The sequence below is a fragment of the Bhargavaea sp. CC-171006 genome (assembly GCF_009761675.1).
Lineage (GTDB): Bacteria > Bacillota > Bacilli > Bacillales_A > Planococcaceae > Bhargavaea > Bhargavaea changchunensis.
In genome coordinates, this window is record NZ_QUZH01000014.1 from 135,861 (window position 1) to 150,585 (window position 14,725).

General features: G+C 56.0%; 11 protein-coding genes. 2 read left to right on the plus strand and 9 right to left on the minus strand.

What is annotated here, in order from left to right; all coding sequences use genetic code 11:
• Nucleotides 1–168 precede the first annotated feature (168 nt).
• Complete coding sequence (locus DZC51_RS06610) at nucleotides 169–900, plus strand: IclR family transcriptional regulator (protein ID WP_157294585.1); 732 nt, start codon at nucleotides 169–171, stop codon at nucleotides 898–900.
• A 154-nt stretch (nucleotides 901–1,054) separates the two neighbouring features.
• Here DZC51_RS06610 and DZC51_RS06615 read toward each other — a convergent pair whose 3' ends face one another.
• The 3 genes from DZC51_RS06615 to DZC51_RS06625 all read right to left on the minus strand — a co-directional run bounded on the left by DZC51_RS06615 (nucleotide 1,055) and on the right by DZC51_RS06625 (nucleotide 5,293).
• Nucleotides 1,055–2,593, minus strand: a complete 1,539-nt coding sequence (locus DZC51_RS06615; RefSeq protein ID WP_157294586.1) for an AbgT family transporter — start codon at nucleotides 2,591–2,593, stop codon at nucleotides 1,055–1,057.
• A gap of 263 nt (nucleotides 2,594–2,856) precedes the next feature.
• Nucleotides 2,857–3,897: a M14 family zinc carboxypeptidase gene (locus DZC51_RS06620; RefSeq protein ID WP_157294587.1), complete on the minus strand. Its 1,041-nt coding sequence runs from the start codon at nucleotides 3,895–3,897 to the stop codon at nucleotides 2,857–2,859.
• A gap of 205 nt (nucleotides 3,898–4,102) precedes the next feature.
• A complete protein-coding gene (locus DZC51_RS06625; RefSeq protein WP_157294588.1) occupies nucleotides 4,103–5,293 on the minus strand; it encodes a M14 family zinc carboxypeptidase in 1,191 nt (396 codons plus the stop codon).
• Nucleotides 5,294–5,661: 368 nt separating this feature from the next.
• Between DZC51_RS06625 and DZC51_RS06630 the strand changes: the two genes are divergently transcribed.
• Nucleotides 5,662–6,627 (plus strand): nuclease-related domain-containing protein, encoded by a 966-nt coding sequence (locus DZC51_RS06630; RefSeq protein WP_157294589.1) that lies wholly within the window; start codon nucleotides 5,662–5,664, stop codon nucleotides 6,625–6,627.
• Between the two features lie 427 nt (nucleotides 6,628–7,054).
• Here the strand turns inward: DZC51_RS06630 and DZC51_RS06635 are convergent, their stop codons facing one another.
• From DZC51_RS06635 to DZC51_RS06660, 6 genes are all read right to left on the minus strand, one after another.
• Nucleotides 7,055–7,885 carry an undecaprenyl-diphosphate phosphatase gene (locus DZC51_RS06635; RefSeq protein WP_157294590.1) on the minus strand — a complete coding sequence of 277 codons (831 nt, stop codon included), beginning with the start codon at nucleotides 7,883–7,885 and terminating at the stop codon, nucleotides 7,055–7,057.
• A 6-nt stretch (nucleotides 7,886–7,891) separates the two neighbouring features.
• Nucleotides 7,892–8,503 (minus strand): DedA family protein, encoded by a 612-nt coding sequence (locus DZC51_RS06640; RefSeq protein WP_157294591.1) that lies wholly within the window; start codon nucleotides 8,501–8,503, stop codon nucleotides 7,892–7,894.
• Nucleotides 8,504–8,659: 156 nt separating this feature from the next.
• Nucleotides 8,660–9,964 carry a DUF4139 domain-containing protein gene (locus DZC51_RS06645; protein WP_157294592.1) on the minus strand — a complete coding sequence of 435 codons (1,305 nt, stop codon included), beginning with the start codon at nucleotides 9,962–9,964 and terminating at the stop codon, nucleotides 8,660–8,662.
• 153 nt (nucleotides 9,965–10,117) lie between these two features.
• On the minus strand, nucleotides 10,118–11,326 hold the full coding sequence (locus tag DZC51_RS06650) for a M20 metallopeptidase family protein (RefSeq protein ID WP_157294593.1): 1,209 nt from the start codon (nucleotides 11,324–11,326) through the stop codon (nucleotides 10,118–10,120).
• A 54-nt stretch (nucleotides 11,327–11,380) separates the two neighbouring features.
• Nucleotides 11,381–12,799 (minus strand): YfcC family protein, encoded by a 1,419-nt coding sequence (locus tag DZC51_RS06655; protein WP_157294594.1) that lies wholly within the window; start codon nucleotides 12,797–12,799, stop codon nucleotides 11,381–11,383.
• Between the two features lie 185 nt (nucleotides 12,800–12,984).
• Nucleotides 12,985–14,598 carry a long-chain fatty acid--CoA ligase gene (locus DZC51_RS06660; protein WP_157294595.1) on the minus strand — a complete coding sequence of 538 codons (1,614 nt, stop codon included), beginning with the start codon at nucleotides 14,596–14,598 and terminating at the stop codon, nucleotides 12,985–12,987.
• Nucleotides 14,599–14,725: the final 127 nt, after the last annotated feature.

The window sequence follows — 14,725 nt, forward strand, 5'->3', positions numbered from 1 at the left end:
AGTATTTTCATTAAACGGAAAGTTGTTATGATTAATATAGTCAATTCGTGCTATACTGTCAATATACTTTGAACCTTCATTTCAGGAATATCTTTCTTCTATACAAAGAGAAGTCAACTGGCATACATAACACGTTAAAATCGGTTCGCCATCAAAGGAGAAGTTGCAATGCAGGCACTGGAACGGGCAATGAGCATTATAGGACTATTATCGGAGGCGGAAAATGGGGGAATGTCGATCTCGGACCTTTCCAAGAAAAGCGGACTCGCGCTCGGCACGATGCACAGGATCCTGAAAGGGATGGAAAAGCAGCGGATGGTTGAGCAGGATCCGCAGACCAAACTGTACCGGCTCGGCCCGGTCTGGCTGGAATACGGTCTCCGCCTGTATGACTCGATGGATTACATCACCAAGATCCGGCCGGAACTCGAGCGTCTCTCCCGCGAGGTAAAGGAGAGCGTGTATCTGAGCCGGCCATCGGGCCATGAGGCGATTGTGATGGAGCGCATTGACAGCGATGACAATCCGATCCGGATCAATGACCCGCTCGGCATCCGAATCCCGCTCCATATCGGGGCGGCCAACAAGGCCATGCTCGCGGATATGCCGCCTGAAGAAGCTGCGGAAATCATCGGCCAACTCGTCCCCCGCGACGAGCAGCAGGCTTTCCATGCCGGGCTTGCGGCCATCCGGCAGGCCGGATATGCCGAAAGCCACGGTGAACGTACACCCGGCACCTCTTCAGTTGCCGTCGCTGTCAGGGATGGGCTCGGCACCCTCGTCGGCGCCGTCTCCATCGGCTTCATCAGCTATGACCTGACCGAAGAGCGGCTCGCTTACCTGTCGGAGAAAGTAAAAGAAGCCGGTGCCCGTATTTCAAGGAATCTGGGGGCCAGCTGAGGATCGGGAAAGCGGGGAGAGAGCCTAATCTTCAAGCCCGGGGCACTAATCTTCAAACTCACGGCACTAATCTTCAAACTCAGGCACCTAATCTTCAAACCCATCTCACCGCACACAAAAACCCCCTCGCCGAAGCGAGGGGGTTTCCCTATGATCAGTTTCCGTTATAGTGAATCGGCGCATCCGGTCCTAGCGGGAGGCCGAGAAGCATCCAGATGACCAGGACGGCCGACCAGACGAACAGGAAGGCCATGGAGTAAGGGAACATCGTGGAGACGAGTGTCCCGATCCCCATTTTCTTATCATACTTCTGTGCGAATGCGATGATGATCGCAAAGTACGTCATGAGCGGCGAGATGATGTTCGTCGAGGAGTCCGCGATACGGTATGCCATCTGCGTGAGCTCAGGTGAATAACCGAGCTGCATCATAATCGGCACGAAGATCGGCGCCATCATGGCCCACTTCGCGGAAGCGGAACCGATGAACAGGTTGATGAACGCGGCAATCGCGATAAACAGCAGGACGAGCGGAATGCCGTCGAGCTTGATGCTCTGAAGGAATTCAGCGCCATAGACGCCGAGGACGAGGCCCATTCCGGATTCGGAGAAGTAGGCGACGAACTGGGCGGCGGTGAAGCTGAGGACGATGAACATCCCCATTGCCGACATCGTCTTGCCCATCATTTCGGCGACGTCTTTGTCATTGCGGATGACTTTCGTCACTTTCCCGTAGACGAGCCCCGGGATAAAGAACAGGATTGCGATGATTGGTACGAGTGAACTCATGAACGGCGAGCGGATGATCGGCATATCCGCCTCATCCCCGCGGAGCGGAGCACCAGGGATCAGGACGAGCAGCGCCATGAGAGCCGCTGCGACCACCACAGAGACAGTTGCCCAGACAAGGCCCTTTTTCTCAACAGCTGTGAGCTTTTCCATGCTTTCGCGGTATTCACCCTTGTATTCGCCGAGTCGGGGCTCGACGATTTTCTCCGTAACCCATGCGCCGACCAGCGTCAGGACAAAGGTGGAGATGATGATGAAGTAGTAGTTCATGGCGATGTTCATGCCTTCGGCGTACGCCGGGTCATAGATCGCCGCGCCGAGGATCGTCAGCTCACCGAGGAGCGCGTCCGTACCCGACAGGAGCAGGTTCGCGCTGAATCCGCCGGACACACCGGCGAACGCAGCGGCAAGACCCGCGAGCGGATGCCGCCCGAGCGCAGCGAAGATGACCGCGCCGAGCGGCGGCAGTACGACGTAGCCGGCATCGGATGCGACGGACGACATGACCCCCGCGAATACGAGGCCGAGTGTGATGAGCCGCTTCGGCACCGACATGACGAAGCCGCGCAGAAGCGCAGAGATGAGGCCGGAATGTTCCGCGACCCCGATGCCGAGCATTGTGAGGAGCACGACACCCAGCGGCGCAAAGCCGATGAAGTTAGCGGTCATGCTCGTGAATATGTAATGGATTCCCTCTTTATTGAGGAGGTTCTTGACCTCGATGATCTCCCCTTCTTTGCCCGGGTGCTCTACCGAGATGCCGAAGGACGAGACGATTGCGGAAAGGACGAGCACGAGAAGCGCCAGCCCGGCAAACAGCGTGACCGGATGGGGCAGCTTGTTCCCGACCGTTTCGATCGTATCGAGGAATTTCTGGACGAACCCTTTTTTCTTGGTCGTTTCCATGTTTTCTCCTTTCTTAGATGACAAATAATATTCAGTCATTTTAGCGTTCAGAAAATTACGCTTTGCCCAGTATAGCGTGGACTGCAGCAGAATTGAAGGCGCATTCAATAAGTTCTAATTGGGTAAATTGGGTGAACCTTTACAATCGGGAGAAGACATAAAAATCACTGTTACGGGTTGCCGTTGCTTACTTCACGTTCACCCGAACACCACCATTTCCGTACGCACGCAAAAACCCCTGCCGCTCCGGCAGGGGCTTCCTCTTATTCGTCTTCTTCGGATTGACGGGTCGTCTGCTCAGCGAGCGTGTCCCAGAACGACGTATCCTTGGTTTCAATTGAGCCGTCGGCAATCGCCCTGACTGTCGAATCGAGTGTCTTGATTGTCTGCTTGATCAGGTAGCCATTGCTCTTCTGACCGAGGACGTACGGCTCGTATTCGTGATCGGACATGCCGCGCATTTCAAAAAGAAGTGTGGAGATGCCATATTCGACCGCGATGCCATTACGGGAGATGGTTTCCGCTGTACCGCCGACATACTTGCCGAGGTGGCCCCAGCCCGTGGAGTCGACTGCGTCAAAGACGACCGCTCCCAGCTTCTTCGAGCCCTCGAGCACCTCAGGGTCCACGTTTGGTGTTGTCGGATAGAGGATCGAACCGGATACGAGTTCACCGTCCCGCTCACTCCGCGCACCCTGATGATGAAGGTCGATCATATAATCGATGTCATACTTCGACATGACATTGTTGTGCAGCGCCTGTGTTTCCGGCTGGATCTTCGTGACGTGGTCACGGTTCAGGTCGACGCCGAGCGCATTGTAGCGCGTCAGGTGGCGGTCACCGGAAGCGACATAGTCATCCAGCGAAAAGTCGACATCCCCCATTGCCCCGTCCGGATTCAGCATCGGCACGATGAGGATGTTGACGTTGTCCGTCACGCCCTTCATCTTGCCCGTGCCGAGGTGCTTGATGAACTCAAGCGCACCTTCCGTCGTCAGCTGCTCGTTGCCGTGCTGTTGCGTCAGGAAAAGGATCGTCGGGTTTTCCGGGTTCTTCATGTACTTCACGAGGTACAGGTCGCGGCCCTTGACCGACTGGCCGATCACCTCGAGCTCCATGTCCTGCTGCTTGGCCTCCTGCTTCTGCAGGTACGACGCCAGCTCGCTGTACGTATGGAGAATGGACGTGTTGATCGTTTCATTTCCCCCGTAATTCGGTCCGTTCCCTACTGCGTCCGCCTGCAACGGTGCCGCACTCAACATGAGCGCCCCCGCGGCAGCCAAAGAGATCATCATCTTCTTCATGTCCCCACTCCCTTTTCGATTATCTGACTCTATCGTACACCCCAAAAGTAACCGCTTCCATATGGCAATGGAAGGGTTTCCATGCCTGTCCAGTGGGTCTTTACCAACACTTTTGGGAAGAAAAGATGGGGCTTATTTCCTCTCCGGTTGGCCGGTCTGAATGAAAAGAGAAGCCCGGTAACTTCCGGGCTTCTCTCAACTCGGTTTATTCCGCCGGGCGGTAAGCTGTCAGCGGGATGTCTTCGTAATCTTCCGGATTAAGGTCATGTACAGAGTCGTCTGCGACCGCATTCACGATGCCGAGAAGGCCGGTTTCAACTGCCTTCACAAGCTGGCCGCGCTTTTTCTGGCCGAACGACTGCGTCTGGCCGGTCACTTCGAACAGGACGGTGCCGCTACCGTTCAGGGCGTAAGAACCAAGTGCCGTTCCCGGTAGGTCAAGCCCCTGCGAGTAAAGCGTGATGTTGTTGAAGATCGAATTGCCCTTGGCCTGAAGCGCGTCGTAGGCAGCAACGTTTAGCTGGCGCGAGAAGTCATAGTTGTACTTATCCGCGTACTGCGCATAATCCGAGCCTTCAGGGCTAGACGGATCCGGAACAAACTGTGCGGACAGCGACAGTGTCACTTCGTCGGATGTGCCTTCCACGTAGTAGACCCCCTGATGATGAAGATCGATAAAGACATCAACCTTGCCGAACTCCCCGACGAGCGATTTGTACACATCACGGGATGTCTGCGATTCCGGCGTGATGAACCAGCCCGGATCGCTCGAGCTTCCCGGGAAGTCCTCCGGCTGCGGCACATATTCGAGGTCCGGGTTGAAGTCACGGTTCACGTCAAAGCCCGGATTTTTGCTGTAGTCATATTCCTGCTGGATGCGGTCGTCCAGGTAGTTCCAGGATGGCTGTGCATCGCTGAGCTGCGGGAAATCCTCGACCACTTCAGCCCACGTCATCGTATTGCGGCGCTTGTCCCCTTCCGACGCATCCGGGTTCATCATCGGCATGAAGACGAACGTGATTTCTTCACGAAGCTGCTGTGCGTATGGCGAGCTGCCGGATACCGTCTTCAGGAGATTCAGGATTGCATCTGTGCCTGTCTTCTCGTTTCCGTGGATTTCGCTCTGGATCAGAACGACTTTGTCACCGGAGCCCACGCGCACCGTGTAGATGTCACGTCCCTGGTTCGACTGGCCCGCCACATCCACGGACACCAGCCCCTTGCTCGTCTTCTCGATCTGCTGCAGTGCTTTCGTCAACTCCTCGTAATCTGTGAAGCCCTTGATCGAAAACTCATGGTGCGACTCTTCCTTCGCCAGCGCATCCCCCGGTGCTGCCGGCAGGGCGATTCCTGCTGCCATGGCGATTGCCGCCGTCACGCCAACCCACTTCTTCATCTATCTCCACTCCCCTTCAGTATGTTCAACGCAAGCATAGCAAGGTTTATGGGGTTGCTCAATGACTGTTTTAATATTCAGTCATATAGGTATAGGACGCTGTCGAATCGTTGGGAAAAGGGATGCCAAACGGAGTGGACGCTGTGTAATGCGATGGAATGAAGCGGCGAAGTGTTTCGTAGGTCGAAATAGGTTGGCGCGCTGGAATGCATAGGTCCAACCACTCATTTTACAGGGGCAAAATTGAATTTTGAACTGCTTGAGATTGCATAATTGAAAAACGGACAACCCCTCGGTGCTTAGCGGTTTTGCGGTCTCTTTCCAGCTTCAAACTTCCATGGTATGGTGGGTGGAAATCCGACGGGAGGGTGGAGGAAATCACAACGACATCCTGGATCGTGTATGGACATGAACGGCTGTTGGAGATGTTACCCGACTGGAATCCGAAGCGAAATGAGCTGAAGCTGCAACAGAAAAATCGCCGCGCCGGATTGGCGGGCGAGGAGCGGGTATTAGAAGTGGTCCGCTCTTCAGGACTACCGAACGACAGTATGGTGCTGTCAGATATCAGACTGCAGATCATACCGGGTGTAACCATCCAAATTGATACACTTGTGCTGACGCCTGCCATCGCCCTGATTTTCGAAACCAAACAAATTGCCGGCCGCTTACGCTTTGTCCGAAATCCTGCGCAACTTGAGAAAGTTGAGGACAATAAAATCATTCAGTCCATGGACTGTCCTGCCGCCCAGTTCGAGGACCAGCGGGCAAGCCTGGAAACCTGGCTCTTGATGCGCGGATTCTCCATCCCGGTAGGCGGCTCTGTCGTCTTCACGACCAACCCGATCATTGAAACCATTCCACAAGGACTCCCGGTCATCAAACTCCGCGAGCTGCGCAGATTCATTGCGCAATCCCTGCAATTCGATCCGGTGATGAGCCGCCGTGAAGTGGAAATGCTGGCCAACACAATCCGCTCGAGTCATTCGCCGTACATTCCGTTTCCACTGTTCGGAAAGTATGGATTTGATCCGGAGAAGTTTGACTGGGGACCCAGATGCGATTGCGGCTACCTTCTTGATAAGACTTCTGAAATGACCTGGTCGTGCCGCCCGTGTGAACTGAATATGATCGATCCATATGTAAAAACCTTGTTGACCTGGTTTCTGCTGCGCAGCAAAACGATTACGGTAAAACAATTCTGTATGATATTTCAGTGCTCAAGGAGAACCGGGGTACGTGTGCTTAATCGGCTCCCACTCATGAGAGACGGGAAGGCCCGATCAACTTATTATGAAATCGACTACCACCAACTCGACCTCTTTGAGTCGTGAATGTCTCGATACTGCTCGTGAATGTCCCAATACCGCTCCTGAATGTCTCAATACCTCCCATGAATGTCTCGATTCGCCGCCTGAATGTCTCGATACCAGCCTTACGCTCACAAGAACCACCGCCTAACCGGGTCAGTGCGTGCCTGGGCAAACGCCCATGCCCTCCTGCCGGCTTTGAATAGGTTACGGTGAAAAAGGAGAGTGACAAATGACCAGGTATCACCGGGAAGATTACAGGCGTCGTGATTATCGGGATCGTGATTACTACCGCCGCTATAGACCAGGCAGAGGATTTTATCCGGGGTATCCATTCTTCTACCCGCCATTCTATTATCCTCCGTATGTGTATCCTCCGTATGGATATCCTCCATTCGGCTATCCTTATGGATACTAAAAAACCCCGCCGTTGGGCGGGGTTTTTAATCCGTTACATCCACACAATCCACGCCAGCAACGCAGCGAGTACGATGCGGTAGATGGCGAATGGGGTGAGTTTGATGCGGTCGATGAGTTTCAGGAAGAACTTGATCGACAGGAGCGAGAACAGGAACGCGCTGATGAAGCCTACCACGTAGAAGGACAGATAGTCCATCGACATCATGTCCATGTTCTTGACGACGGAGACGAGACTCGCGCCGGCCATGATCGGAACCGCCATGATGAAGGTGAAATCGGCGGCCGTTTTGTGGCTGAGGCCGAACAGGACACCTCCGGAGATGGTTGCGCCGGAGCGCGAGAAGCCGGGCCAGAGCGAGAGGCACTGGACAAGGCCGATCGAGAAGGCCTGCTTGTACGTCAGCTGGTCAAGCGACGTGACACGCGGGGTCTTTGGACCGAACTTGTCGGCCGCGATCATGAGGATCGCCCCCGCGACAAGCGCCCAGATGACGGTTTCGACGCCGAACAGATGGTCATCGATAAAGTCCTTGAAGGCAAAACCGAGCACGACCGCCGGCAGCATGCCGATGATGACGTGCATCAGGTTGAATCCGGTGCCTCCGCCCTCACGCGTTTCCACCTGGTACAGCCCGATCAGGCTGAACAGGCGCTTCCAGAATACGATGACGACAGCCAGGATCGAGCCGAGCTGGATGACGATCTTGAACGTGTTCGCCGGATACTTCCCGAGGAACTCTTCCGTTTTTAACCACATGTCGTCGACAATGATCAGGTGGCCCGTCGAGGAAACCGGCGCAAACTCCGTCATCCCTTCGACAAACCCCAGAATAATGGCTTTTAACAGGTCAAACCAATCCATACTTTATTAAGCCCGCTTTCTTCTGAAGTTGATGTACCAGATGATTGCAGCAATCCCCAGGACGGCGATCAATGCATAAGCGATGTTCGAGTAAATGTCCATGTAATGAACGATGCTTTCCCAGTTGTCTCCCACGGCCGCTCCGAGTGATACGAGAACGGTGTTCCAGATCAGACTTCCGAGCGTTGTGAGGAGGAGGAACAGCCAAATGTTCATATTCGACATCCCCGCAGGAAGCGAAATCAGGCTCCGGATCAGCGGGACGAGGCGGCAGAAAAACACCGTCCACGGTCCGTATTTGTCGAACCACGCATCCGCTTTATGGATATCTTCACGCGTCAGGCGGAGCACCCGGCCCCAGCGGTCCACGATTTTCCCGAGCCGCTCCACATCCAGAAGCCGCCCGATGTAGTACAGAATGATGGCGCCTGCGACGGATCCCGCCGTCGATGCCGCGATCACCCCGATTTTCGTGAGCGAGCTGGCCGTCGTCATGAACCCGCCAAACGTCAGGATCACCTCGGACGGAATCGGCGGGAATACATTTTCCACCATAATTAGAACGAATACTCCGGCATACCCGAACTGTTCCATGATGTCGGTAATCCAATTTCCCATCTGTTTCCTCCAAATTTTTGCCTTAAGTCAGTTTACTAGAGAACCCCGTTTTTGGGAAGACGTGCCGTACGCCGCTCCCGCCGGACGGCCTGCTGGCAGGGGCGGGACGCACTCCCGGAGTTCATAAAGACGCAAAGGCCCATTGAAGGTTCCCTTTTATTCCTCTTCCCCGGCAATCGTGATCGACCGGTCGATCCGGAGCGTAAAACGGACGGTCTCCTCTTTGCCCGCGGGAACCGTGACGGGGATCAGGACGTCACCGAACTCCCGCTCCGCCGGGTGGTCAGACTCTGCAATGTCCCAGTGGCGCTCATGGACCGGGTGCCGGATGATGACCGTCACGGGAACGTCCTTCGCATTGCGGATGGCATACATATAGGATTCCAGATCATAGCGTCCTTCTTTCCGCGACGATGTGAGACCGGAATCCACGGTGATGTCGAAGGCCTGCCCGAGCTGGAGCCTGACGCGCTCCCCCTTGGCGGTATGCCCGATCCGGTCTTCACCGACAAACTCCGCCGTGCCGTCTGTCCGGTTGTTCCGGTAGAACTTCACGGTGCCCTGCGGCAGCGGGAAGCCGAGGCCGGCCGCTTCGGTGTTGCCGAACTCAAAGTAGATTGCCGGGTTGCGGTCGTACGGTCCGATTTCATAAATGGTGCGTCCCGCCGCCCCCTCTGCGCCGATCAGCCGGACCTGCTTTTGCTGGCGGTCCTTGATGGTGACTGTTCCCGGGATCGTATAGAGATGGTAGTCGGCAAATGATTCGTGTTCCGGCATGCCCCTTTCCTCGACTGCACTGTATAGGATGAACCGGTCCGGTTCTTCCGCGCGGTGGACCTCCCCTGCCAGCACCCGCAATACCGCATCCTCATACGTCATCCCCGACTCGTTCCGGAGCGTCATCCAGCCGGTCAGGCTGAATGTCTCCTTGCCGTCTGTTTCCGCAGGGAGCGCAATGACGTAATCCGTCTCCCACGACATCCCCTGTGTCAGGTAGCTTACCCGGACTTCATCTGACGTGGTCCGCGACGCATGCCAGACAAGGGCAGGAGTCAAAATCAGGCCGCCCGGCAGCTCCGGCAGGCGGACCTGTCCTTTCGGATCGAGGACAATCTCGCCCGTTTCCAGGTCTTCGACGACCATGCCATTCGCGACACTCAAAAGCCGGTAGCGCGAACGCTTGCCGGATTCCGGATCGACGATGGTGAGCTCCCGCCCGATATACTTCTCCAGCAATTTATTCTTGTCCACGAGATCGTATTCATAGTTCATCTCCCGGATGTCCAGACCCTCGACGAGGATCGACTCCGTCTCGATCCGCTGCGCCACATCCAGATAACGCAGCACCCCGTCCGCCGGGAACTCCGGCAGCTTCCTCGTTTCCTTGACCAGCGCAAAGCCATCATTATAGACAGTCAGCGCGCGCGACACCGCATCCTTTCCAGAAATATCAGCAGGCATGGCGATCCCCCCTTTTCTGTGATTGTATCACTGCGCCCGGCGGTTGCGCCTCTACGAATCTGCCGGATGAATCCTAATTTCAACTTACTCGCTGCGCACTTCAGGCATGATGCACCTTGCACAAATGAAAAAATCGGGCCGAAGCCCGATTCCTCATGCATGGATTGCCGTATTTTCCTGCTCTGCCGTATCCCCAAGAAAATCGAGGACCGCTCCAATGAAGGTTTTGCCGATGTATTGGATCGAGCGCTCATCGACGTTGAACTTCGGATGATGGTGCGGGTAGTCTGCGCCGATTTCCGGATTGCCTCCGCCGATAATGAAATAGGAGGCTTTCACGTGCTGGGTGTAGTAGGCGAAATCCTCGCTGCCGGACATCGGCTCGCCGTACCGGACTTGGTCGCTGCCGAAGAGGGACGACGCCACCTTGGCGATGCGCGCCGTTTCATTTGTATCATTCTGGATCGACGGGCAGTCCCGCACATATCCGAATTCATAAGTTGCACCATTGCCTTCGCAGGTAGTGCGTGTCAGACGTTCCATCGCTTCCTCGATCAGGTCGCGCACCTCGGGATCATAGGTGCGGACGGTACCTTTCAGGACTGCCTTGTCCGGAATGACATTCGTGGCCTCACCGCTCTGGAACGAGCCTACGGTGATGACGCCCGAGCGCATCGGATTCACTCTGCGGCTGAGGATCTGCTGGAAGTTAACGACGAGCTGGCTTGCGGTCACGAGCGGGTCGATCGTCGTGTGTGGCGCCGCTCCGTGCCCGCCCTTGCCGTAAATGGTGATCTCAAAATCATCCTGGGCCGAAGACGCGTAGCCTTCCATCACCCTTACGGTGCCGAGCGGCTGGTCGGACATGACATGTGCTCCGTAAAGCACATCGACCCCGTCCAGGCAGCCATCCTGGATCATGAAGTCCGCGCCGCCCGGTGTCGTTTCTTCCGCGTGCTGATGGAGAAAGACGACCGTGCCGGTAAGTTCATCACGGACTTCGGAAAGCACTTTGGCCACACCGAGCAACGTGGCCGTATGGAGATCGTGGCCGCAGGCGTGCATGACGCCCGGCACGGTCGATTTATACGGAACATCCTTTTCGTCCTGGATCGGCAGCGCGTCAAAGTCCGCGCGCAGGGCGACTGTTTTGCCGGGCTTGCCGCCCTTCAGTGTCCCGACGACCCCGCGGCCGCCGACGCCCGTGCGGACCTCGATGCCGAGGTTCCGGAGATACTCGGCGACAAACGCCGGTGTCCGCTCCTCGGTGTGTCCGACTTCCGGATGCATATGGAGGTCGCGACGGATCGCGACGAGTTCTTCCTGAAGTTGGCTGAAACGCTCATATAATGTTTGATTCATGTTTATCCTCCTCATCATTTAAAGGGGCGGCAAACGCCGCCCCAGGTATTCCAATCAAGCCGGCCAGATGAACAGATGGGCGATCGTGACGATGATGATCGCCATGATGAATTGGATGACAAACAGCGGAGCCATCCACTTGAACCATTTCGTAAGGGAAATACCGGCCATGGCGAGTGCCGCGAACAGCAGCCCGTTTGTCGGCGAGAAGATGTTCGTGATGCCGTCACCCATCTGGAAAGCGAGGACCACGGTCTGGCGGCTGACGCCGATCAGGTCGCCGAGTGGCGTCATAAGCGGCATCGTCAGTGCGGCCTGGCCGCTGCCGGAAGCAACGATGAGGTTCATGAACGCCTGAACGACAAACATAGCACCCGCGGCAAGCGCGGTCGGAAGCTCCGAAACGAGGCCGGAGATCCCATAGAGGATCGTGTCGATCGTGCTGCTGTTTTCAAGCAGCGTGACGGCACCATACGCGAATCCGACTACGAGGGCGCCGACGAGCAGCTCTTCGCATCCGCGGACGAACGCCATTGTCGTCCCGTTGACCCCCATGCGGTTCACGATTCCGATCGCAATCGCCATGATGACGAACAGCGCGGAGATCTCTTGGATATACCAGCCGTACTTGATGACGCCGTAAGCAAGGGCAATGAATGTGGCGAGCAGGATCAGAAGCGTGACGCCCTGCCTGCGGGACAGCTTCATCTCAAGCGCGGCCGCCTTGTCCACATTACGTTTTTTGTCTTCTTCAAATGTCACGCTAAGCTCCGGATTCTTCTTCACCTTGGCAGCGTAGCGCATTACGAAGAGAATCGATACCGTCACGTAGGCGAACCAGAAGAAGATCCGCGGAACCATTCCCGAGAAGGTCGGGAGTTCGGCGATGCCCTGTGCAACACCGACCGTGAACGGGTTCATGAACGCAGCGGTGAATCCGGTGGCGACTCCGACCATGACAACTGCAGCACCGGTCATGGAGTCAAAGCCCATCATCATTGCAAGCGGCACCAGGATCAGGATAAACGGCAGCGCCTCTTCGAACATGCCGATCGTCGCGCCCCCGATGGCGAAGAACATCATGAACACCGGAATCATCAGCATCTCCCGGCCCTCGAGCTTGCCGGAGACGGAGCCGAATGCGCCTTCGATCGCTTTGGTTTCCTTGAAGACGTTAAACGCCCCGCCGACGATGAAAATAAAAAATACGATGCCGGCGCTGGTTGCGAGACCGGCATGGATCGCCTTGAAAATATCCATAAAACCGGCCGGGTTGGACTCAATCTGCTGATAGGAGCCTTCCACGACCAGGGTCTGCCCCTCTTCGTTAGTCGTCCGCTCATATTCACCTGCCGGGATCAGATAAGTACTGAGCGCCGTCAGCAGTATAACTGCGAACAAGATGGCAAACGGATGGGGAACTTCGAATTTAAACCGCTTTTTGCGTGAGACGGATTCTGAGATGTTGGCCATGGTGTCACTCCTAGATGTCGAAGACTTTCGAAATTTGAATATGTATAAATATAAGTTAATAGGAGTAGGTGGTCAATACAAAATCTACAGATAATAAAACTTATTTTCCTCTATTTGATTGCACCTTCAAGAAATGGAAAAACCGGGCATCGCCCGGCTTTAACTGTATATTTATGAATGGTTTCTTATACCGTCTGCCCCATCTGCTCCCGCAGTTTCGCCTTGAGGAATTTGCCGACGGATGTTTTCGGGATTTCATCCAGGAAGACGACGTTGTCCGGGACCCACCATTTGGCGAATTGGCCTTCCAGGTAGTCGAGGAGTTCCTGCTTTTTCTCATCACTCCGCTCGATGCCGTCTTTCAGGACCACACACGCAAGTGGGCGCTCAAGCCACTTTTCGTGCGGGACAGCGATGACGGCAGCCTCGAAAACATCTTTATGCGTCATGAGGGCGTTCTCGAGGTCGACCGAGGAGATCCATTCGCCGCCGGACTTGATCAGGTCCTTGGTCCGGTCGGTGATCTTGATGTAGCCTTCCGGCGTCATAACGGCGATGTCACCGGTGTAGAGCCAGCCGTCGCGGAAGGCGTCTTCTGTGCGCTCATCCTTATAGTACTCACTGGCAATCCACGGGCCGCGGACGGTCAGCTCGCCCATCGTCTTGCCATCCCACGGCACTTCGCCCTGCTCGTTGATGACGCGGGTGTCGATGCCCGGGATCGTCATGCCCTGCGAAGCGCGGAGGTCGAGCTTTTCTTCGGTGGAACGGTCTTCCACCGAAGTAGTGTAGTTCGACAAGCTGACGAGCGGCGACGTTTCGGTCATGCCGTAGCCGACGATGAACGGGATGCCGTACTTTTCCTCGAACGCCTTGATCAGGCCCTTCGGCGATGCCGAGCCGCCGCACACGATGGCGCGCAGCGAGCTGATGTCACGCGGCTTCTGCTCGAGCGTCTTCAGCACGCCGAGCCAGATGGTCGGCACACCCGCAGTGAGTGTGACCTTTTCCTGCTCGATCAGATCGAGCAGGACTTCCGGGTTAAATCCGCCCGGCCCCGGCAGCACCTGTGTGATGCCGAAGAAGACACCGGCAAACGGCAGGCCCCATGCATTAGCATGAAACATCGGGACGACTGACAGGGTGATGTCGCGCTCCGACAGCCCCATGCCGTCCGCAAGTCCCAGCGCGTAGCTGTGCAGGACGAGCCCGCGGTGCGAATAGACGACGCCCTTCGGATTGCCGGTCGTGGCACTTGTGTAGCACATGCCGGCCGGCGAGTTTTCATCCAGGTCATCCGGGAACTCGAAGTCGTCCGCCGCTTCTGCGATAAGCGCCTCGTAGGAATGGACGTTTTCGAGAGCGGTGTCCGGCAGCTTGTCCGAGTCGGACATGACGATGATGTGCTTGACCGTCTTCAGCTGCGGCGCGAGTTTTTCGATCAGCGGGAACAGGTCGTCATCCACAAGCAGGATTTCGTCTTCCGCATGGTTGATGACATAGACGATATGCTCCGGCGACAGCCGGATGTTGATCATATGCAGGATCGCCCCTGCGCACGGCACACCGAAGTACGCCTCGAGATGGCGGTGCGTGTTCCAGGCGAATGACCCGACCTTCGTCCCCCGCTCCATGCCGAGCGCGGTCAGGAGAGAAGCGAGCTTCCGGGTACGCTTCGCGAATTCGCGGTACGGAATGCGGTGCGTCTGTGTGGCTGTCTTTGAAATGATCTCCTTGTCCGGGAAGTAGCGCTCGGCGCGGTCCACGAACGTCTTCAATAGCAGCGGTGTCTTCATCATTTGAATCCATCTCCTTTTTTATGGCGGATTGGCGATGGTGAAGGTCTGGTTGGGGTGGTGCTGCATAGCATGGTCGGCGGCTATCGGATGTGAGTTTGAAGATTAGGTGCTTGAGTTTGAAGACTAC